Below are 19,144 nucleotides of genomic sequence, written 5' to 3' on the forward strand. Positions count from 1 at the left end.
CGGTGGCTTTCCGGCACGCTCTGTAGGTTGCAGACATGCCTTCATCACTTCGCCTCGAAAAGGTCACGTCCGACAACGTCGAGGCCGCCTGCCTGCTGAAAGTACGCCCCGACCAGGACGGGCTCGTGAAGCCGGTCGCCTGGTCGCTGGCTCAGGCGTACGCCGCACCCGAGGTCGCCTGGCCCCGGCTGGTCTTCGACGGTGAGCGGCTCGTGGGCTTCGTCATGGCCTTCTTCGATGTCCGGTTCGATCCGGACAAGCCGGATGACAGGCTCCGCTCCGGGCTCTGGCGGCTGAACATCGCCGCCGATGGACAGGGTCGCGGTTACGGCCGCTTCGCCGTGGAGGCCGTGTGTGAGGAGATACGGCGGCGCGGGCAGACGCGTACGACCGTGACCTGGGTTCCCGGGGCGCACGGGCCCGAGAAGTTCTATCTGAAGCTCGGGTTCCGGCCGACCGGGGAGATGAGCGGGGATCAGGTCGTCGGCGAGCTGGAGCTCGGCGACGTGTAGTGCTGTGGCCGGAAACGGATAACAGCGACCCAACGGATCACTCGATGCGGTCGGCGATGATCCGCGCGCACTCCATGGACTCGCTCCGCGTCGTGTCCACCTCCAGGTCGTAGATCACGCCCTGGTGGACCACGTCCGCCTGCGACGCCGCCATTCCCGTGACCCGGTCGCCGCGCGCGACCTCACGGGCTGCGGCAACCGCACTCTCACACCGGACGCCGACCCACAACACCCGCACCCCACCGAGCGCCTTCTGCCATCGCTGCTGGGACGCCGCTCCGCCGAGGAAGATCTCGTCGACGACGACCCTGGCTCCGGCACGGGCCATCGTGGCGACCCCCTCGATCCACGCCGTCTCCAACGTACGGAACTCGGGGCCGGCCATCACCTCACCGTCCGGAGCGAACTCGATGCCCGCGTCCGACGCACGCATGGACGCGGGCATCGCCTGGATCAGTGTGTCGACCCCGAAAGCCGGCCAGGGGTCCGGCAGGACCGCCTGCAGACACCGGGCGATCCCGGACTTCCCCGAGCTGGAGCCACCGTTGAGCACGATCATCCGGGTCGTCACGGCGCACTCCATGGTTGTGTCCCATGTGGTGACACACCCATTCCCGGCGCGACGCCGCCGTGCGCACGGCGCGGAGATCTCACTCCGAGGCCGTCACCGGGGCAGCAGGCTGCCGTCGATGCCGTCGAAGGCAGCAGGATGGTTGATGGGATGGTCGAGGAGAACGTCCTCCACGGCGGCGAATCCGTTCGTGAGGGTCAGGGCCTCGGGTGCGAGGTCTGCGACGACACCCTCGGCCGCGTCGGGGAGCTGCCTCACCTGCGCGCTGGTCAGGTACCCCTCCGCAAGCAGGTCTCCACTGTGAGCCGCTACACGGCGCAGGGTGAACAGGCGGTGCAGCAGACGCAGCTGCTGCTGCGCTTCGGGGTGGGGAGCCTGGCCGGCGGCATCCAGAAGAGCTTGGGCGGCCTGGCGGTGTGCGTAGGCGTCGACCAGTTCCAGAGCCGGTGTGACGGTGTTGTTCCATCGGTTGAGGGGATTGCCGGCCGTTCCGCTACGCAGGCGCGTACGTGCACGCTGGTGCCAGATGCGTTCGATGTCCGCCAACAGGTCTTGGAGGAAGACCGGATCGTCGAGGTCGCGAGCCTCGGGCGGCGCGTCATGGGGCTCCTTCGGAGTGAAGTGTCCAAGAAGCATTTCACCGGCGGCCTTGACCCAGATGACGAGGTTGTCACCCTCCGCTGTGATGGTTCCCTCGTTGGCTGCCAACTGGCCCGCGATTCCGTTGGCCAGGAAGAGCCCCTGCGCACCGCAGCGTTCGCGGCACTCGGTCATGACGGCGCGGGCCCGCCAGGTGACCCAGCCCTTGACTATGGCTGCGAACCGCTCACCGTCCTCCCGCTCCGGCTCCGTTGCCTGCGCCCACTGCCGTACCGCGGCGCGGTGCAGGAGAGTCGCTGCGTAGGTGGTGGCAATGGCGTCGAGGAGCGGAGCGTGGTGGCTGCGGTGAGCGAACAGCGGAACGGTGCCGCCGGCTGTCACGCCGGAAGTCTGCCTCGCGTGGGCGTGCCGTACGGCTACGGCGAGCGCGTGGCGCGTGACACCGAGGCTGTAGGCGCTCATACAGAGCTTGCCGGCGGTGACGCGACCGATGGAGTGCAGGAAGCGCTTGCGAGGGCTGCCGATCGAACTGGTGAAGACGCCTTCCGGTGTGAGACGTCCGTGGTCGGACTGCAGAAGCGCTTCGTGTGGCAGACGGACGTTGTCAAAGGAGGTGATGCAGTGGTCCACAGGGGCGGTGGCTGTCTGTGGCAGCCTGCGTATCCCGACTCCCGGCATCGGGAGCCCGGTCTCGTCGCTGAGCTGAGCGAGAAACAGGAAGACGCCCTGGTCCTTGCCATCCGTGATGAGACGTGCGGCGACAACAGCGGTTTTGGGACCGCCGGTGGAGCTGGTGTTCGGCATGAACTTGCGGGCGGCCGCACTGGGAGTGTTCAGCACGAACTCGCCCGCGGTCCGGTCGTACGTGGCGGTGGTCTCCAGTTGCGATGCGCTGTTGCCGTGCCCGACCTCCGTACACAGAAACGTTCCTGTACGCCGCAGCTCGACGAACTCCCGCAGATCGCGGTTCGGGCCCGAGGTGTGTTCGAGGAGGCTGCCGAGGAAGAGGTTGTAGTGGATGCTCGCCACCGTTCCCAATCCTGCGTCCACCGGGCCGACCCATTCGTGGAGTGCCGTGAGTCGTTCCACATCGACCACGAAGTCCTCGGGGTCGTCGAGCGCTTCGTTGATCAGACGTAAACGCTCGTAGGACAGTGCGGCACGTTCATCGGGTGACAGCCCTTCTCTGAAGCTGAATGGCTCAGTACTGAACAGCTTGCGCCAGGGCTCGTGGAGCTGATCCAGTCGTTCGCCGAAGAGCGCCCGCGTCAGCGCTGCGACGGTTGAAGATGCCTGGTCAGAGGGGAGCGAGGTGATGATCACGTTCCGGAACGCTAGCTCATACGCTCAGTCAGCACGGCGTGATGATCAACACGATTGAGATCACCTGGATGTTGGTACTTGCTCGCTCCAGGCTCGGGCCGATTGCGAGAAATTCACCGAGTCGCGCTCGCACGCCTTGCCGGGAATCCGTGTGCGCGCGGGCAGCAATCACCACCGCCGCAACCGGCGGCGGAGCACAAGTACGCTCCAGGAAAAGGACGTTGAGCCGAAGAGATCCAACAGGACGCCGCCCACGACTCCGCCACCGGCCATGGCCGCGTTCCACAGTGTGACGAGCATGGCCTGCGCGCCCTGCGCCGCGTCGCGGCGGTCAACTCCGCGAGCCGGGCGCATGACCCACATGGCCGTCGGCAGAACCGATTCGGCAGCTCCCGTCCGGGTGACGGAACCCCACATCTGACAGTAACCGCAGGTCAGCGGCACAGACTTGAGCCGGTTCCGATTTTTTCGCACAAGGAGTGCCCTTCATGCGTCTTCGTTCCACCGTGGCTGCCGCCTTCGGCGCGCTCGCGCTCATCGTGGCTGTGCCGTCCTCGGCCAGTGCGGCCACCGGCGAGTTCAGCTACACGTACAGCGGTCTCGACGGCTCCCCGCAGGTCGCCTTCCTGTTCGACCCGCCGAGCAGGGTGTGCATCACCCTGCCCGAGGTCGCCGACCCCGGTTCGTCGAACCCGGCCCACACTCCGTGGAACCACACCGACGCAACCGCCACGGTCTTCAGCGGCGTCGACTGCGAGGGCGAGTACTTCTCCCTCCGTCCGTTCGGTGGCCATGCCTCCAGCCGGCTGAAGCTCCGTTCCGTCATCTTCAGCTGATCCCGCCACCACCGCACAGACCGAGAGGGGCCGTCCCGGGGGCGGCCCCTCTCTCATGCGGGGAATGAGGCCCGGCCTTCGCCGGTTGACCGGACATGTCGACGCCCCGTGTGATCCTTCTGCTGTCCGGAAGTCTGCGCAGCGGTTCCTCCAACGAGACCGTGCTGCGCACCGCGCAGGCCGTGGCGCCTGCGGGTGTACGGACTGTTTTCTACGGTGGCCTCGCGGCGCTCCCGCACTTCAATCCCGATGACGACGCCGAGCCGCTGCCGGAGCCGGTGACCGCGCTGCGTACGGCGATCGACGAGGCGGATGCCGTTCTCGTCTGTACGCCGGAGTACGCGGGAACCCTGCCGGGGTCGTTCAAGAACCTGCTGGACTGGACCGTCGGCGGCACCGAGATCTGCGACAAGCCGGTCGCCTGGGTGAACGCCGCCGCCCCCGGCCGCGGCCAGGGCGCCGAGGCCACGCTGCGGACGGTGCTCGGCTACACCGGTGCGGACATCGTGGAGCCGGCCTGCGTACGGATCGCCGTGGACCGGAATGCGGTCGACGCGGACGGCCTCCTCACCGATCCGGACGCCCGCGAGCAGCTCGGGAACGTGCTCGGGCTGCTGACGGGGCGGGCCGCGGAGATCGAACAGGGGTAGGGCGGCTCCCCTTGGTGACCGGCCCCGTGCCCGCCCTCACCCCGCCAGCGTCCTCCGCAGCACCTCGGCGAACTCCTCGGGCCGGCCCAGGAAGCCGCCGTGGTCGCCGGGGAACTCGACCGGCGGCGTACCAAGGAGCTCGGCCAGGGCGATGGACGTCCGATACGTGAGCAGGCCTCCCGAGGCGGCGCCGACCCCGACGACGACGCGGGCCGGTGCGGCCTTCAGCGCGGCGATGTCGGGCACGTAGCGGGCGGTGCCCCGCAACTCGTGGCCGAAGAAACGGGCGCCGTTGGCGATGTCCTGCAGCGAGGGCTCCCCCGGCGGCGGTGTGGGGGCGCCGCCGCAGTCGCCGTCACCACCACCGTCGCCGCTGTCGAATCCGGCGCCGGCCATGAACTTCATCCAGGCCGCCCCCTGCCCCTCCCGGTGGAAGGTCTCGACGATGTCGTCGGTCATGGCGCGCTGCTCGGCGGCGTCGGGAAGGAGTTCCATGACGGGAGGCTCGTGCGCGACGAGCGTCCCTACCCGGTCCGGGTGCCGTGCGACCAGCGCGAGCCCGGTCACCGCGCCGCCGCTGCTGCCGAACACGTCGGCGGAATCGGCCCCGAGCGCGTCCAGGAGGGCTGCCATGTCGTCCGCGCGCAGCTCGGGCGTGGAGTCCTGGTCGGGGTCGTCGTGGGTGCTGCCCGAGATGCCGCGCGGGTCGTGGGTGACGACGGTGTGGTCGCCGGCGAGCACGTCGGCCAGCGGCGCAAAGGCCCCGGCGTCCATCGGCGACCCCACGACCAGAAGCAGTGGTCCCGCGCCGCGGACCTCGTAGTGCAGGTGCGCGCCCGGGACGTCGAGGGTGTGGGTGGCAGTCATGCCGGTGGTCCTTCCTCATGTGGCCGCCCGCGATTGCGGTGACAGAGGTAGGACTCCGCACTACGGGGAAACTCATCGCCCGCCCGGTCGGCGTGCTGACAGAATGGGGTGAATGATGACGTCTCGCGAACCCACGCCCGAGCCCGATCCCGAGCCCGAGGCCTGGTCGTCAGGCGGCCCGATGCACGCCGACCTTCTCGCGGCGAAGGCGCTGGTCTACGACCCGAGCGGGTTCATATGCTCCCGGCCGGTGCCCGAGGCGGAGAGTGCCGAGTACGGGGCGCATGTCTTCACCGTGGACGGCGCCGCCGTCAGGTTCCGGGTGGCCAGGACGACCCCGACGAAGGTCGGCCAGTTCGTGACGGTGTGGAAGCGGTCCGCCGGCGGGCCGATTCAGCCCTACGACTCCGAGGACCCTGTCGATCTCTTCGTCATCAGCACCCGTGACGCCGACCATTTCGGGCAGTTCGTGTTTCCGCGGAACGTGCTCTGCGAGCAGGGCATCGTGTCGCGGAACGGTTCCGGTGGGAAGCGCGCCTTCCGCGTCTATCCGCCCTGGGTGACGACGACCAATCGCCAGGCCGGCCGTACGCAGGAGTGGCAGGCGGACTATTTCCTGCGAATCGGCGGCCTGCCTGCGGAAGAGGCTGGGGCGGTCGACCCGGTCCGGTCCCGGGCGCTCTATCACCCGTGACCGGACCGCCGGGTCCGGCGGTGTCAGCGGTAGTCCTCCGGGTGGCCCTGCATCCAGGTGTTGATGCGGTCGCGGGTGCCGATCAGTTCGGAGCGGTGCTTCTCCAGGTTTTCCGTGGAGGTGTCGCCGTCCAGCGTCTTGCGCAGGGTGCTGATCCGGGCCAGCGGTTCCTTGAAGTGGCCGGGGCCCTGAGCGTCCGCCTTCATGGCCTTGTCCAGGCGGGCCAGTTCGTCGTTGACCCGGCCCAGGAAGTAGGCGCAGTTCGCCGATCCCGGGGTGCAGTTGTCGTACAAGGTGGCCTGGAGGCCCGCGAAGGCGTCGCGTACGGCCTCTGGCCTGTTCCTGGCGGCCTCGGCCGCCGCGGCGTCCTCCGCTCTCGCGCTCGCCTCGTCCGAGGCGCTCTTCGCGGCGGCGGCGTCGTCGGCCGCCTTGGCCGCGACTGCCGCGTTCACGGACGGGGCCACGTAGGGAACGTCGTCACCCGGTCCCTGCGAAGTGGTGGCGCTGGTGCAGCCCACCAGGAACGCGCCGAGAACTGCTGCCGCTGCCATGGCCGTCGTAGCGCCGCGCGCGTTGGTGCGGATGAACATGAGGCCCCCCTCGTCCGGTTGGCCCAGACCATACAACCCCGGCCCGGTGTCGCGGCTTCCTCACCCCGTGATCAGGGTCTGCAGCGCGGGCGCGTACAGGTCCGCGAGGTGTTCGGGGGTGGCCTGTGCGCCTGCGCCCTCGCGGTGGAGGCTGAGGGTGGCGCCGAGGCCGAGGAGGTGGCCGGCGATCAGTTCGGCGCGCAGGGTGCGTTCGGGGCCGGTGAGGCGGGCAGCCAGGGCGTCGGTGACCTGTTCGTGGAAGCGGTCGCGCAGCAGGGAGCGTTCGTCGCGGTTGCCGAGCGAGAAGACGACCCGCAGCAGGGGGTCGGACTGCAGTACCCGGCGGCGGCTCACCAGTGTCACCACCATGTGGCGGCCCAGCATGTCGAGCGGGGCATCGAAGAGTTCGGCGGCCGCCGGACCGAAGTCGGCGACGGTGTTGAAGAGTTCTTCCTTGCGGCCGAAGTGCTTGACGACCAGGGACGGGCTCACTCCGGCGTCGGCCGCGATCCCCCTGATGGTCACCTCGGCGTACGGACGCTGTGTGAACGCCCGGCGGGCGGCGCGCAGGATCGCGTCCCGGCCCGTGCCCGGATCGACAGCGGCCGGGGCCGGCTCCGGAGCCGGAGCCGGAACGGTGGCCTGGCGGCTGGTCATGCGCCCTCCTGGATCGGCATCGTCCGCACACCGTCCTTCCGGTCGCCCGGGGTGTTGCGGCTCTCTTCGACCGTACCCGCCGCGGGCGTACGGCTGCCCGGCAGGCACAGCGTGACCAGCAGCGCAGCGAGCGCCGCGCCCGCCGCGATCAGGAAGACCAGCTGGTAGGCGTGGAGCGTCGGGGCCGTCCGGCCGCCCACCAGGAACGTGATGTTGGCGAGGACCGCGGCCACCGTCGCGCTGCAGAAGGCCTGCCCGATCGACCGCATCAGAGTGTTGAGGCCGTTGGCCGCGCCCGTCTCGCTGACCGGGACACCGCGCATGACCAGCGCGGGCAGCGCCGAGTACGCGATGGCCGTGCCGGACGCGACGACCGTCGCACCGGCGATGATCAACCAGAGGCTGTGGCTGGTGAAGTACCGCACCACATATCCGGCCGCGATCACCCCCGCCGCCAGCGCCAGGCTGACCTTCGGACCGTATTTCGCGGAGATCCGCGCCGAGACCGGCGAGAGCGCCACCATCATCACGCCGCCCGGCAGCAGACACAGCCCACTGACGACGAGCGAGGCGCCGAGGCCGTAACCCGTCGCCTTCGGCTCCTGCACCATCTGCGCGGTGACCAGGGAGTTCGCATAGAAGGCGAAGCCGATCAGGAGGGCGGCGACGTTGGTGAGCAGGACGGCCGGGCGGGCCGAGACCCGCAGATCGACCATGGGCGACGGGACGCGGAGCTCGTACGCACCCCAGACCAGCGCCACGACGACGGCGGCCACCAGCAGACCGGCCGTCCGCGGCGATGTCCAGCCCCAGTCGGCGCCCTGGGTGACCGCGAGCAGCAGACAGACCAGGGCCCCGGACAGCCCCAGCGCGCCGAGGGCGTCGAAACGGCCGCGGGTGCGGAGCGGGGATTCCGGTACGCACCACAGCACCAGCACGATGTCGATGACGCCGATCACTCCCGAGACCCAGAACATCGTGTGCCAGTCGAAGTTCTCGACGACGAGCGCCGCGACCGGCAGCCCGACCGCCGCGCCGATGCCGAGCGTCGAGCTCATCAGCGCCACGGCGGACAGCACCCGCTCGGGCGGGAGTTCGTCGCGCAGGATGCTGATGCCCAGCGGTACGACGGCGAGCGCCGCACCCTGCAGGGCGCGGCCGGTGATCAGTACTCCGATGTGCGAGCTGACCGCGCACAGGACCGAGCCCACCACCAGCACCATGAGCGAGGCGACGAGCACCCGCCGCTTGCCGTACATGTCACCGACCCGGCCCAGGACGGGCGTGAAGACGGCGCCGGTGAGCAGGGTGACGGTGACCAGCCAGCTGGCGGCGGCCGGGGTGGCGCCGGTGAGGGCCGGGATGTGCGGGAGCAGCGGTACGACGATCGTCTGCATGACCGCGACCACCACACCGCAGAAGGCCAGCACGCCGACGGCGAAGCGGGGGTGCGGGGCCTCATCGGCGGTGGTGGTCGGGGCGGGTATGTCCGCGGGCATGGCTCTCCGTACGGTGCTCGTCGGCAAGGGCGTCGCGCAGGGGTGCACGCTCGTTCACCCCCTAGGGTAAACGCTTGTGCACCCCCTCGGCGACAGGAAGTCCCTGCGCCGCGTTAGCCTCGAAGACCCGGGCTACGGGTCCGGGCGACACAGACAAGAAGGCGAAGGTGGCTGCGATGGCGAAGGTTCCGGCAGCGGCGGTGGCGGCGAGCGGGCTGGTCGGCGGGTACGCCGTCGCGCGGTGGACCAGGAAGCGGCCGCTGGGCGGGGTCGCGCTGGCCGCCGCGGGCACCGTCGCCGCGTACGAGTGGAACCGGCAGGCCGGACCGCGTGCGGCCGTCGGGCTGACCACCGCGTATGTCGCCGCGTTCGCCGGTTCGCACCCGCTGGCCAAGAAGGTCGGCGCCTGGCCCGCCGTCTTCGCCGTGGCGGGCGGCGTGGCCGCCGCGTCGTGGGCGGTCACCCGCCGGGCCGCCTGAGAAATTTCCCTCCGCGGGGCTGAACGCCGGCGCGGCGGGGCCCGTATTCAAGGGCACTCCCCCGCGTAAGCCGGGTGCGTATCCGTACGACAGGACGGGTACGCACCCGGAACCCTCAAGGCCCGGACGAGCCGGAACCCCCGGGCCCTACGCTCCCAGCGCCCGCGACACCGTATAGATCAGCAGCCCCGCCAGCGCACCCACCACCGTGCCGTTGATCCGGATGAACTGCAGGTCACGGCCGATGTGCGCCTCGATCTTCTTCGACGTCTGGTCCGCGTCCCAGCCCGCGACCGTGTCACTGATCAGCGAGGTGATCTCCGCGCGGTACGTCGTGACGACATAGACCGCCGCGTCCTCCAGCCAGCCCTCCAGCTTGGCCTGCATCCGCCCGTCCGTCGCCAGCCGCGCGCCGAACGTCAGCAGTGAGGCCCGCGCCCGCAGCCGCAGCTCGCTCTGCTCGTCCTCCGCAGCCGCGATTATCATCGTGCGCACCGACGACCAGGCCGACGCGATGACGTCCTGGACCTCGCCGCGCCCCAGGATCTCCGACTTCAGCCGCTCCACCCGCGCCCGGGTGTCCGAGTCCGTCTGGAGGTCGGCCGCGAAGTCCGTCAGGAACGTGTCGATCGAACCGCGCGCCGGGTGCCCCGGCATGTCCCGCATCTCCGTGATGAAGCGCAGCAGTTCCTTGTAGACCCGCTCCCCCACCCGCTTGTCGACGAACCGCGGCGTCCAGCCCGGCGCCCCGCCCTGCACCGCGTCCATCACCGAATCGCCGTGCAGCACCAGCCAGTCGTGGGCGCGTACACAGATCAGGTCCACCATCCTGCGGTGGCCGCCGTCCGCGACGATCTTCTCCAGCATCTTGCCGAGGCCGGGGGCGATCTCCGCCGCATTGGCCCGCCGGGTGATCGCCTCACCCACCACGGCCTGCACATCGGAGTCCCGCAGGACCGTCAGCGCACCGCGCAGCGCGGTCGACAACTCGGCGGTGACCCGGTCGGCGTGATCCGGCTCGGCCAGCCAGGCACCGAGCCGGCCACCGATGCCCAGGGCATGGATACGGCTCCGTACGACATCGCCGGAGAGAAAATTCTCGCCGACGAAGGAACCCAGGGAGGCTCCGAGCTGGTCCTTCTTGGAGGGGATGATGGCGGTGTGCGGGATCGGCAGGCCGAGCGGACGCTTGAACAGCGCCGTGACAGCGAACCAGTCGGCCAGCGCACCCACCATCCCCGCCTCGGCGGCCGCGGCGACGAAGCCCGGCCAGCCGCCCACACCCGCGTTCTTCGCCCAGGTGGCGAGGACGTACACGAGCGCGACCAGCAGAAGGAGGCCCGTGGCCGTGGTCTTCATCCGGCGTACGCCACGGCGCTTCTCCTCGTCGGCTGCGGTGTACGCGAACGAGGTGAGCGGGGCCGGGCGGCCGCCGGGCGCGGGACGGGCCGCGCCCGCCACCTGCTCCCGGGCTGGCTCCGGCTGCCCCGCACCCTGTTCACCGGGTCCGGTCCCATCGATCCGTTCCATCCGCTCCACCCGTCCGCGTACGCATCGCCCCCGGTGTCCCGTACGCATTGTCCTTACCTGACCTACTCCCGAGCCGCACGTCGAGTTCCCGACACGTTGCCCCATCATGGGATCAGTCCGATTAACCACGAGGAGACACACCGTCCATGCCCAGGCGCCAGGGGTACGCCCTGCTCATCGCCCTCGTGGCGGGCACCGCCGCGCTCGCCGCCGGCGTGGCGTTCGCCGGCTCCCTGCTGTTCTCCGGTTCCGGCGCCCGGTCGAAGCAGATCGCCGCGCCCGATCCGCGGTCCGTGGCCCGTACGCCCGCCGCACCGGCCCACTCCACCGGCCTCTGGCTCGGCACCTGGGCGGCGGCCCCCACCACCGGGGTGATCGACACGTACAACGGCAGCGACCCGGCCCGGCGCACCATCCGTAACGTCGTGCACACCAGCATCGGCGGCGACGCGGCCCGCATCACCCTCTCCAACCTCTTCGGTACGCACCCGCTGACCGTGGACCACGCCACGGTGAACACCCGCCCCGTGACCTTCCGGGGCGTCGCCGCCGTGACCGTCGCCGCGGGCGGACAGATCGTCAGCGACCCGGTCGCCGTCCCGGTCGCCGCCGACGCCGATCTCGTCGTCACCCTGCGCACCCCCACCGCCGAGGGGCCCGTCACCATCCACCCGGGCACCCACCAGACGTCGTACGTGGAGGACGAGCGCGGCACCTGGCGCACCACCGACTGGCGCTACCTCACCGCCGTCGACGTACACAACCAGGCCGCCGCCGGAACGATCGCGGTGATCGGCGACTCGCTCACCGCGGGCACCGGCTCCACCCTCGACGCGAACAGCCGCTGGCCCGACGTGCTCGCCGACCGGCTGCGCGGCCGGTACGGAGTGGTCAACGCGGGCATCGCGGGCAACCGCATCCTGCGCGACGGCCGCGGCGTACGGGCGAGCGCCCGCTTCGACCGCGACGTACTGGACGTCGCCGGGGTGAAGACGGTCGTCATCGCGCTCGGCATCAACGATGTGCAGCAGTTCCCGCAGGAGACCGACCCGCAGCGCATCGCGGACGCACTGCGGTCCATGACCCGGCGCGCCCACGCGCACGGGCTGCGGGCCGTCGGGGCGACGCTGATGCCGTACGAGGGGTTCCGCACCTGGACACCCGCGCAGAACGCCGTACGGGAACGGGTCAACGAGCTGATCCGGGCGGGCGGGATCTTCGACTCGTTCATCGACTTCGACAAGGCGGCCCACGACCCGTACCACCCGACCCGGCTGCTGCCCGCCTACGACTCCGGCGACCATCTCCACCTGAACGACACGGGCTACCGGCGACTGGGCTCACTGGTGGACCTGCCTGCCCTGCACCACGACCGGCCCGTCTCCGACCAGCTCTGACGGAAGACAGGAGGGCGGTTCGGGCTCAGGGGCCCGGTCGTGGCTCAGTCCTCGGACCGGTCCGAGGACCCCCGCCCCTTCTCCAGCCGGCCCCGCGCCCGCTCCGCTTCCCTCAGCCGCTGCTTCTGCGCCTTGCTGCGCTTGCGCTCCACACCGACGCCGCCCATCAGTGCGAGCCCGGTGATCCGCACCCGCGGAGAATCCGGTGACGGAACTCCCTCGTCCTTCGAGTGCTCGCCGAAGCCGCCCATGATGCCGATCCCCCTGACCTCGACATTCAGCTCCGGCGGGACCGTCACCTGCATACCGCCCATGATCGCGAAGCAGCGGATGACCACCTCGCGGTCCTCGAAGTTGGCCTCGCGCAGATCGATCTCACCGCCGCCCCACATCGCGAACGCGGTGAACCTGCGGCCCACCGTCCAGTTCCCCCGGCGGCCGAACCCGCCCCAGAACGCGAACGCACCACCCGACGTGGCGGGCTTGCCGATACGGTCCGCCCAGCGCACCGCCGAACCGGCCGGCACCGGGGCCGCACCCAACGGGGCCACCGCCGCGCCCGGCGCCGGAAGGTCACGGACGAGCGGTTCCAACTCCCCATGCGTACGCGCCTTGTAGGCCGCTTCGAGCCGCTGCTCGAACTCCTCCATCTCCAGCCGGCCCTCGGCCACCGCCTCGCGCAGGGTCTCGGCAATACGCTCGCGCTCGGCATCGGAAGCACGCATGTCCGGGAGGTCACTTGTCATACCGCGCAGCCTATTGAACGTGTACGCTCCCGTCACCGATCTGCCGGTCTACAGGCCACCGGCCGACGCGTACATCTTCGCGATCACGGCCTCGATGTCGGGCTCCCGCACCGAAAGGTCGACCAGCGGGTAGTCCGCGGCGATCCGGGCGACCAGCGGTGCGGCCGACTCCGAGGACGGGAAGGCCAGCCACTGGCGCGGCCCCTCCACCTTCACCGTACGGACCGAAGGCGCCGACTCCAGCCGGATGGGCGGGAGTTGACGCTCCAGGTCGACCACCAGCATCCGCTCGCTCTCGCCCACCTCATGCAGTCCGGCGAGCGCCCCGTCGTACATCAGCCGGCCGTGGTCGATCACCATCACGCGCTTGCAGAGCTGCTCGATGTCCGTCAGATCGTGCGTGGTGAGCAGTACGGTCGTGCCGCGTTCGGCATTCAAGTCCCTCAGGAATCCACGGACTCTGGACTTGGAGACCACGTCCAGGCCGATCGTCGGCTCGTCCAGGTACAGCACCTCGGGATCGTGCAGCAGAGCCGCCGCGATGTCGCCGCGCATCCGCTGGCCGAGTGACAGCTGCCGTACGGGCACGTCCAACAGCTCGCCCAGATCGAGGAGTTCGATGCAGCGGTCCAGATTCTCCCGGTAGCGGGCGTCGGGAATGCGGTACATCCGGTGCATCAGCCGGTACGAGTCGCGCAGCGGCAGGTCCCACCAGAGCGTGGTGCGCTGGCCGAACACCACACCGATCCGGTGCGCCAGCCTCGTACGCTCCCTGGACGGGTCGATGCCCGCCACCCGCAGCCGGCCGCCGCTCGGGGTGAGGATGCCGGTCAGCATCTTGATCGTGGTCGACTTCCCGGCACCGTTGGGGCCGATGTAGCCGACCATCTCGCCGCGCGCGACGCGGAAACTGATGGAGTCGACCGCTCGCACCTGGCGGCGTTCACTGCGCATGAAGCCGGTCCTGCGGCGCACGTCGAAGACCTTTTCGACGTTGTCGAGCTCGATGAAGCCGGTGTCGGTGCCGGTGTCTGCGTACATGTCCGTTGTCCTTGCCCTCGCCCTGCCCGGTGTTCCGTCAACTTCCTGTGCTGCGGTACGCGCGCAGGCCCGAGCGCCAGGCCAGGCCCGCGAGCAGCCAGCACAGGCCCGCCACCACCGGGGGCAGGAACGCCACCCAGTCCGGCAGGTCCAGCGGATAGTCGCGGCCCAGCACATACAGCGCGGGCAGCCAGTTCACGAAGGCCAGCGGCACCACGAACGTGACTCCGCGCACCAGGTCCTGCGCGAAGATCGACGGCGGGTACTGGAGCAGTGTGGTCCCCCCGTACGTGAAGGAGTTCTGCACCTCGGAGGCATCCTGCGCGACGAACTGGAACGCCGCCCCGGCCACGAACACCGCCGCGAAGATCGCCGCCCCGCTCAGCAGCATCAGCGGGATCATCACCACCTTCAGCGGTGTCCACCCGATGTCCAGCGTCACCAGCGCGTACCCGAGGACCAGCGCCCCCTGGGTGATCCGTCCCAGCCTGCGCAGCGCGAACCGGTCCGCCGCGACCTGGGCGAGCACCGGCACCGGCCGTACCAGCAGCGTGTCCAGAGTGCCGTCGCGCACCCGCCGCCCCAGCCGGTCCATCGATCCCATCACCAGGTCGGCGAGACCGAACGCGGTGCCCGAGGCGCCGTACAGCAGCGCGATCTCCGGCAGTGTGTAACCGCCCAGCGCATCCACGTGCTGAAACATCAGCAGGATCGCGACGAAGTCGAAGGCGGTCACCGCGAAGTTCCCGAACGCCGTCATCGCGAACGAGGCGCGGTACGCCATCGTCGAGCGCAGCCACATCATCGCGATCAGCCCGTACGCCCGGACCCCCTCGGCGAGCCTCGACCGCTCGACGAACACCACCTCGGGCGCGTCCGCCGCCTCGGCCACTTCCACCGCACCGACTGTCTCAGCCACCCTGAACCACCACCCTCCTCGTCGCCACCGACTGCACCAACCGCCCCACCAGCAGCAGCGTCAGCGCCCAGCCGCCCTGGAAGGCGTACGCCTCCACCAGCCCCCACCCCGTGCTCTTGCCGAGCAGCACATCGGCCGGCACCTGGAGCAGCGACGACCACGGCAGCACCCGCGCCACGTCGCCCAGCACCCCGGGGAACAGCGTCAGCGGCAGCAGCATCCCGGAAAAGAACATCCCGGCCAGGGCCGTCATCTGCGACACCCCCGCCCCGTCCAGCAGCCAGAACGCGGAGAGGGCCACCAGATAGCGGATCGCGAAGCTGACCACGACACCGAGCGCCACCGAGACCAGAAAGGCCAGCCAGATCCCCGGCGAGGCGGGCAGCGCCAGATCGAAGGCGAGCGAGCCCAGCAGCATCGGCACGATGCCGCGACCCAGCAGATGGAACGTCGCCCGCCCCACATCGCCCGCCAACCACCACAGTTGGAGGTCCACCGGCCGGTAGAGATCGACCGCGACATCGCCCGTGCGGATCCGCTCGATCAGCTCGTCCTCGAAACCGCCGCCCATCATGGCGCAGGTCATCAGCAACGCCTGCCCCAGCCACACATAGGTGAGCGCCTGGGACATGTCGTAACCGCCGAGTTGCGGACGCTCGTCCCACAGCGCCACATAGGTGTAGGCCATGATGAAACCGAAGACGGTGTTGGTGAACACCCCCGCCGCCGTCGCGGTCCGGTAAGTGGCATAGCGCCGGAACCCACCCGCCGCCACCACCGCGTACAGCCGCACCGCAACCACCCCCATCGCCCGGGCGCCCAATGGCGTTGGACACCAAAGCGCAAGACCTTAGTCCAACGGAGACGGCCGCCGCGACCGCTTTTCAGGGGTCGATCCGGTGCTTATTCCATAGAAAAGGGCACTATGGGGGAACTGACCGCGGCCTAGGAGACTGCACGGACATGAGCGACGAGCCACAGCAGCCGGGCGGGGAACACGAACCCCGGGCCTGGGCCTTCAGGGATCCGTCCGCCCACGGCAGCAACGGTGGAGAACAGGGCGGCGGAGGCGGCGGAGGCGGAGGCGGCGAAGGCGGCCGGGCGAAGAAGCCCAAGCGGCCCAAGCGCACCGGCTGGCGCCGCGCCGTCCCCACCTGGCGGATGGTCCTCGGCGCAGTCCTCCTCCTCGCCCTGCTCCTGATCGGCGGCTTCATCGCCGGATACCGGCTCGTCGACATCCCGCCCGCCAACGCCAGCGCCACCGCGCAGTCCAACGTCTACCTCTACAAGGACGGCAGCGTCATCGCCCGCTCCGGCGAGGTCAACCGGGAGAACGTCAAGCTCGCCCAGGTCCCGCTCACCGTCCAGCACGCCGTCCTCGCCGCCGAGGACCGCGACTTCTACTCCGAACGGGCCGTCGACTTCAAAGCCATGACCCGCGCCGCCTGGAACACCCTCACCGGCAAGGGCAAACAGGGCGGCTCGACCATCACCCAGCAGTACGTCAAGAACTACTACCTCGGCCAGGAACAGACCATCCTCCGCAAGATCAAGGAGTTCTTCATCGCGGTCAAACTCAACCGCGAGGAGTCCAAGAACCAGATCTTCGAGGGTTACCTCAACACCAGCTACTTCGGCCGCAACGCCTACGGTATCCAGGCCGCCGCACAGGCCTACTACGGCAAGGACATCGGCGACATCACCACCGCCGAGGGCGCCTACCTCGCCTCCCTGCTCAACGCCCCCAGCGCGTACGACGTCGTCGTCCACCCCGAGAACAAGGCCGCGGCCCTCGCCCGCTGGAACTACGTACTCGACGGCATGGTCAAGGAGAAGTGGCTCGACCCCGGCGACCGCGCCGCCATGACATTCCCCGTACCCGGCAAGGTCAAGTCGTCCACCGGACTCTCCGGACAGCGCGGCTACATCGTCCAGGCCGTCGAGGACTACCTCACCAGCAACAAGGTCATCGACGAGAACACCCTGGCCACCGGCGGCTACCGGATCACCACCACACTGGAGAAGAAGAAACAGAACGCGCTCGTCAAGGCCGTCGACGACAACGTCATGTCCCGGACGAGCACCGAGCGCGAGGCCGACCGCAACGTCCGCGTCGGCGGCGCCTCCATCGACTCCGGCACCGGCCGGGTCGTCGCCATGTACGGCGGCGTCGACTACACCAAGCAGTACGTGAACAACGCGACCCGCCACGACTACCAGGTCGGCTCCACCTTCAAGCCGTTCGTCTTCACCTCCGCCGTCGCGGGCGGCTCCACCACCCAGGACGGCCGGCGCATCACGCCCAACACCGTGTACGACGGCACCAACAAACGCATGGTCCAGGGCCCGACCGGACCCACCGGATACGCCCCCTCCAACGAGGACGACATCAGCTACGGGCCCATCACCGTCCGCACCGCCACCGACAAGTCCGTCAACGCCGTCTACGCCCAGATGGCCGAGGACGTCGGCCCCGACAAGGTCGAGCAGACCGCCATCGGCCTCGGCATCCCCAAGAACACCCCCGACCTCACCGCCTCCCCGTCCATCGCGCTCGGCGTCGCCACCGCCAGCGTCCTCGACATGACCGAGGCGTACGCCACCCTCGCCAACCACGGCAGGCACAGCGCGCACATCCTCGTCGACAAGGTCAGCAAGGACGGCGAGGACCTGGAGCTCCCCGGCAGGAACACCAGGCAGGCCGTCAGCCGCGAAGCCGCCGACACCACCACCGCCATCCTCCAGAGCGTCGTCGAGAGCGGCTCCGGCACCGCCGCCCAGGAGGCCGGCCGCCCCGCCGCGGGCAAGACCGGCACCGCCGAGGAGGACAAGGCGGCCTGGTTCGCCGGCTACACCCCCGACCTCACCACCGTCATCGCCGTCATGGGCCAGGACCCCGACACCGGCGTACAGAAACCGCTCTACGGAGCACTCGGACTGGCCCGCATCAACGGCGGCGGCGCGCCCGCCCAGACCTGGGGCCAGTACACCGAGGCCGCGCTGCGCGGCACCACGGTCGAGAACTTCGACCTCAGCCTCGAAAACGGCGCCGAAGAAACCGCCCGGCCCACCGAGGAGAACTCCAGCCCCGGCAACACCGGGACACCGTCCGAACCCCCCTCCAGCACACCGCCCAGCAGCCCCGGAAGCGCGCCGCCCAGCAGCCCGCCGAGCCCCGGAAGCAACGAACCCGCCACCGGCGGCACGGACACCGGCAGGCCGACCGGCGGCGGAACGGAAATCGGCGGCGCGGAGAACGGCGGCGGGGACAACGGCGGCCCCCGCGGCGGCTACAACCGCGGCGGCCGCGACAGCTACGACTTCCTCCCGGGCCCCCAGGGCACCCCGGCACCCGCGGCACCCCCGGCACCGCCTCAGTGACCCGAGGTCGCCTTCAGCCCCACCACGGCCACCAGCAGCAGAGAGACGAAGAAGATCCGGGCGGCAGTCACCGGCTCACCCAGCACCACCATGCCGAGAACCGCCGCACCGGCCGCACCGATACCGACCCACACGCCGTACGCCGTACCGATCGGCAGCGTCCTCGCCGCATGGGACAGCAACACCATGCTCGCCACGATCCCGAGACCCGTGAACACACTCGGCCACAGCCGGGTGAACCCCTCGGTGTACTTCATCCCGATCGACCAGCCCACTTCCAGCAGACCGGCGACAACTAGCAGAACCCAAGCCATGACGGCACCTCCGACGAGACAGAACACGCGAACAACACGGGGTGCGTCGTCTTTGCAGGGCCCGGTACGGCGCGTCTCGTCGGGATCACTCCACCGTAGCAAAGAACATGCAAAGGGCCTGGTGACAACGGTCACCAGGCCCTACGTCGATCACTGCCGCGGGCGGCCTACAGATACAGCCCGGTGGAATCCACCGATCCCTCGAACCGGTCCGCCGCCACCGCATGCAGATCCCGCTCGCGCATCAGCACATACGCCACACCGCGCACCTCGACCTCCGCACGGTCCTCGGGGTCGTACAGCACCCGGTCGCCCGGCTCCACCGTCCGCACGTTCTGCCCCACCGCGACCACCACGGCCCAGCCCAGCCGGCGGCCGACCGCAGCCGTCGCCGGAATCAGAATGCCGCCACCCGAACGCCGCTCGCCCTCCGGCGTATCGGACCGGACCAGCACACGGTCATGCAGCATGCGGATGGGCAGCTTGTCGTCGGTGTTCTCACTCACGCCCCGCAACCTACCTGCCCACCGCGGCTCCG

The 19,144-nt window shown here is 69.8% G+C and carries 20 protein-coding genes and 1 riboswitch; of the genes, 7 read left to right on the forward strand and 13 right to left on the reverse strand.

Features of this window, described 5'->3' with window-relative positions:
- The first annotated feature begins 35 nt into the window (after positions 1 to 35).
- Positions 36 to 512, forward strand: coding sequence for a GNAT family N-acetyltransferase (locus ACGFU7_RS07670; RefSeq protein ID WP_393693325.1), 477 nt, complete (start codon positions 36 to 38; stop codon positions 510 to 512).
- Between the two features lie 37 nt (positions 513 to 549).
- On the opposite strand, the gene cpt is transcribed toward ACGFU7_RS07670, so the two are convergent.
- On the reverse strand, positions 550 to 1,071 hold the full coding sequence (cpt, locus tag ACGFU7_RS07675) for a chloramphenicol phosphotransferase CPT (RefSeq protein WP_393693572.1): 522 nt from the start codon (positions 1,069 to 1,071) through the stop codon (positions 550 to 552).
- Positions 1,072 to 1,176: 105 nt separating this feature from the next.
- Entirely contained in the window at positions 1,177 to 3,000 is a 1,824-nt protein-coding gene (locus ACGFU7_RS07680; protein ID WP_393693574.1) for an acyl-CoA dehydrogenase, read from the reverse strand.
- Between the two features lie 494 nt (positions 3,001 to 3,494).
- Here ACGFU7_RS07680 and ACGFU7_RS07685 point away from each other — a divergent pair, with 494 nt between their 5' ends.
- Positions 3,495 to 3,842 carry a hypothetical protein gene (locus tag ACGFU7_RS07685; RefSeq protein ID WP_393693327.1) on the forward strand — a complete coding sequence of 116 codons (348 nt, stop codon included), beginning with the start codon at positions 3,495 to 3,497 and terminating at the stop codon, positions 3,840 to 3,842.
- 95 nt (positions 3,843 to 3,937) lie between these two features.
- Positions 3,938 to 4,492: an NADPH-dependent FMN reductase gene (locus ACGFU7_RS07690; RefSeq protein WP_393693329.1), complete on the forward strand. Its 555-nt coding sequence runs from the start codon at positions 3,938 to 3,940 to the stop codon at positions 4,490 to 4,492.
- A gap of 36 nt (positions 4,493 to 4,528) precedes the next feature.
- Here the strand turns inward: ACGFU7_RS07690 and ACGFU7_RS07695 are convergent, their stop codons facing one another.
- Positions 4,529 to 5,359 (reverse strand): alpha/beta fold hydrolase, encoded by an 831-nt coding sequence (locus tag ACGFU7_RS07695; protein WP_393693331.1) that lies wholly within the window; start codon positions 5,357 to 5,359, stop codon positions 4,529 to 4,531.
- A 181-nt stretch (positions 5,360 to 5,540) separates the two neighbouring features.
- Here ACGFU7_RS07695 and ACGFU7_RS07700 point away from each other — a divergent pair, with 181 nt between their 5' ends.
- On the forward strand, positions 5,541 to 6,053 hold the full coding sequence (locus ACGFU7_RS07700) for a MepB family protein (protein ID WP_393693575.1): 513 nt from the start codon (positions 5,541 to 5,543) through the stop codon (positions 6,051 to 6,053).
- A 23-nt stretch (positions 6,054 to 6,076) separates the two neighbouring features.
- Here ACGFU7_RS07700 and ACGFU7_RS07705 read toward each other — a convergent pair whose 3' ends face one another.
- The 3 genes from ACGFU7_RS07705 to ACGFU7_RS07715 are packed head-to-tail and all read right to left on the reverse strand — an operon-like array spanning position 6,077 to position 8,799.
- A complete protein-coding gene (locus tag ACGFU7_RS07705; RefSeq protein ID WP_393693332.1) occupies positions 6,077 to 6,643 on the reverse strand; it encodes a hypothetical protein in 567 nt (188 codons plus the stop codon).
- Between the two features lie 60 nt (positions 6,644 to 6,703).
- Entirely contained in the window at positions 6,704 to 7,300 is a 597-nt protein-coding gene (locus ACGFU7_RS07710; RefSeq protein WP_393693334.1) for a TetR family transcriptional regulator, read from the reverse strand.
- Complete coding sequence (locus ACGFU7_RS07715; protein WP_393693336.1) at positions 7,297 to 8,799, reverse strand: MFS transporter; 1,503 nt, start codon at positions 8,797 to 8,799, stop codon at positions 7,297 to 7,299. The genes ACGFU7_RS07710 and ACGFU7_RS07715 overlap by 4 nt, the downstream gene beginning before the upstream one ends.
- 176 nt (positions 8,800 to 8,975) lie before the next feature.
- On the opposite strand from ACGFU7_RS07715, the gene ACGFU7_RS07720 reads away from it, so the two are divergent.
- Positions 8,976 to 9,278, forward strand: a complete 303-nt coding sequence (locus tag ACGFU7_RS07720; protein ID WP_393693338.1) for a hypothetical protein — start codon at positions 8,976 to 8,978, stop codon at positions 9,276 to 9,278.
- Positions 9,279 to 9,425: 147 nt separating this feature from the next.
- Here the strand turns inward: ACGFU7_RS07720 and ACGFU7_RS07725 are convergent, their stop codons facing one another.
- Positions 9,426 to 10,808, reverse strand: a complete 1,383-nt coding sequence (locus ACGFU7_RS07725) for a DUF445 domain-containing protein (RefSeq protein WP_393693340.1) — start codon at positions 10,806 to 10,808, stop codon at positions 9,426 to 9,428.
- Between the two features lie 146 nt (positions 10,809 to 10,954).
- Between ACGFU7_RS07725 and ACGFU7_RS07730 the strand changes: the two genes are divergently transcribed.
- Positions 10,955 to 12,205 (forward strand): GDSL-type esterase/lipase family protein, encoded by a 1,251-nt coding sequence (locus tag ACGFU7_RS07730; RefSeq protein ID WP_393693341.1) that lies wholly within the window; start codon positions 10,955 to 10,957, stop codon positions 12,203 to 12,205.
- 44 nt (positions 12,206 to 12,249) lie between these two features.
- Here the strand turns inward: ACGFU7_RS07730 and ACGFU7_RS07735 are convergent, their stop codons facing one another.
- From ACGFU7_RS07735 to ACGFU7_RS07750, 4 genes are all read right to left on the reverse strand, one after another.
- A complete protein-coding gene (locus tag ACGFU7_RS07735) occupies positions 12,250 to 12,930 on the reverse strand; it encodes a DUF1707 domain-containing protein (protein WP_393693577.1) in 681 nt (226 codons plus the stop codon).
- 69 nt (positions 12,931 to 12,999) lie between these two features.
- Positions 13,000 to 13,992, reverse strand: coding sequence for an ATP-binding cassette domain-containing protein (locus tag ACGFU7_RS07740; protein WP_393693343.1), 993 nt, complete (start codon positions 13,990 to 13,992; stop codon positions 13,000 to 13,002).
- Positions 13,993 to 14,029: 37 nt separating this feature from the next.
- Positions 14,030 to 14,890: an ABC transporter permease gene (locus ACGFU7_RS07745; RefSeq protein ID WP_393693579.1), complete on the reverse strand. Its 861-nt coding sequence runs from the start codon at positions 14,888 to 14,890 to the stop codon at positions 14,030 to 14,032.
- A 13-nt stretch (positions 14,891 to 14,903) separates the two neighbouring features.
- A complete protein-coding gene (locus ACGFU7_RS07750) occupies positions 14,904 to 15,704 on the reverse strand; it encodes an ABC transporter permease (protein ID WP_393693581.1) in 801 nt (266 codons plus the stop codon).
- Positions 15,705 to 15,874: 170 nt separating this feature from the next.
- Between ACGFU7_RS07750 and ACGFU7_RS07755 the strand changes: the two genes are divergently transcribed.
- Positions 15,875 to 18,292 (forward strand): transglycosylase domain-containing protein, encoded by a 2,418-nt coding sequence (locus tag ACGFU7_RS07755; protein WP_393693345.1) that lies wholly within the window; start codon positions 15,875 to 15,877, stop codon positions 18,290 to 18,292.
- Here ACGFU7_RS07755 and ACGFU7_RS07760 read toward each other — a convergent pair.
- Positions 18,286 to 18,606 (reverse strand): DMT family transporter, encoded by a 321-nt coding sequence (locus tag ACGFU7_RS07760; protein ID WP_393693346.1) that lies wholly within the window; start codon positions 18,604 to 18,606, stop codon positions 18,286 to 18,288. The two genes, ACGFU7_RS07755 and ACGFU7_RS07760, sit on opposite strands and share 7 nt — an antisense overlap.
- Before the next feature lie 40 nt (positions 18,607 to 18,646).
- Positions 18,647 to 18,711: riboswitch (guanidine-III (ykkC-III) riboswitch) on the reverse strand.
- Between the two features lie 62 nt (positions 18,712 to 18,773).
- On the reverse strand, positions 18,774 to 19,112 hold the full coding sequence (locus ACGFU7_RS07765) for a GroES family chaperonin (RefSeq protein WP_393693347.1): 339 nt from the start codon (positions 19,110 to 19,112) through the stop codon (positions 18,774 to 18,776).
- Positions 19,113 to 19,144 lie beyond the last annotated feature (32 nt).

The sequence above is a fragment of the Streptomyces sp. NPDC048473 genome (assembly GCF_043200155.1).
Lineage (GTDB): Bacteria > Actinomycetota > Actinomycetes > Streptomycetales > Streptomycetaceae > Streptomyces.

Bases quoted from the DNA above. Each gene is read 5' to 3' on its own strand.
- ACGFU7_RS07690 (WP_393693329.1), top strand. From the start codon at position 3,938: ATGTCGACGCCCCGTGTGATCCTTCTGCTGTCCGGAAGTCTGCGCAGC.
- ACGFU7_RS07700 (WP_393693575.1), top strand. From the start codon at position 5,541: ATGCACGCCGACCTTCTCGCGGCGAAGGCGCTGGTCTACGACCCGAGC.
- ACGFU7_RS07725 (WP_393693340.1), bottom strand. From the start codon at position 10,808: ATGGAACGGATCGATGGGACCGGACCCGGTGAACAGGGTGCGGGGCAG.
- ACGFU7_RS07685 (WP_393693327.1), top strand. From the start codon at position 3,495: ATGCGTCTTCGTTCCACCGTGGCTGCCGCCTTCGGCGCGCTCGCGCTC.
- ACGFU7_RS07670 (WP_393693325.1), top strand. From the start codon at position 36: ATGCCTTCATCACTTCGCCTCGAAAAGGTCACGTCCGACAACGTCGAG.
- ACGFU7_RS07720 (WP_393693338.1), top strand. From the start codon at position 8,976: ATGGCGAAGGTTCCGGCAGCGGCGGTGGCGGCGAGCGGGCTGGTCGGC.
- ACGFU7_RS07710 (WP_393693334.1), bottom strand. From the start codon at position 7,300: ATGACCAGCCGCCAGGCCACCGTTCCGGCTCCGGCTCCGGAGCCGGCC.
- ACGFU7_RS07760 (WP_393693346.1), bottom strand. From the start codon at position 18,606: ATGGCTTGGGTTCTGCTAGTTGTCGCCGGTCTGCTGGAAGTGGGCTGG.
- ACGFU7_RS07715 (WP_393693336.1), bottom strand. From the start codon at position 8,799: ATGCCCGCGGACATACCCGCCCCGACCACCACCGCCGATGAGGCCCCG.
- ACGFU7_RS07755 (WP_393693345.1), top strand. From the start codon at position 15,875: ATGAGCGACGAGCCACAGCAGCCGGGCGGGGAACACGAACCCCGGGCC.
- ACGFU7_RS07705 (WP_393693332.1), bottom strand. From the start codon at position 6,643: ATGTTCATCCGCACCAACGCGCGCGGCGCTACGACGGCCATGGCAGCG.
- cpt (WP_393693572.1), bottom strand. From the start codon at position 1,071: ATGATCGTGCTCAACGGTGGCTCCAGCTCGGGGAAGTCCGGGATCGCC.
- ACGFU7_RS07740 (WP_393693343.1), bottom strand. From the start codon at position 13,992: ATGTACGCAGACACCGGCACCGACACCGGCTTCATCGAGCTCGACAAC.
- ACGFU7_RS07735 (WP_393693577.1), bottom strand. From the start codon at position 12,930: ATGCGTGCTTCCGATGCCGAGCGCGAGCGTATTGCCGAGACCCTGCGC.
- ACGFU7_RS07730 (WP_393693341.1), top strand. From the start codon at position 10,955: ATGCCCAGGCGCCAGGGGTACGCCCTGCTCATCGCCCTCGTGGCGGGC.
- ACGFU7_RS07695 (WP_393693331.1), bottom strand. From the start codon at position 5,359: ATGACTGCCACCCACACCCTCGACGTCCCGGGCGCGCACCTGCACTAC.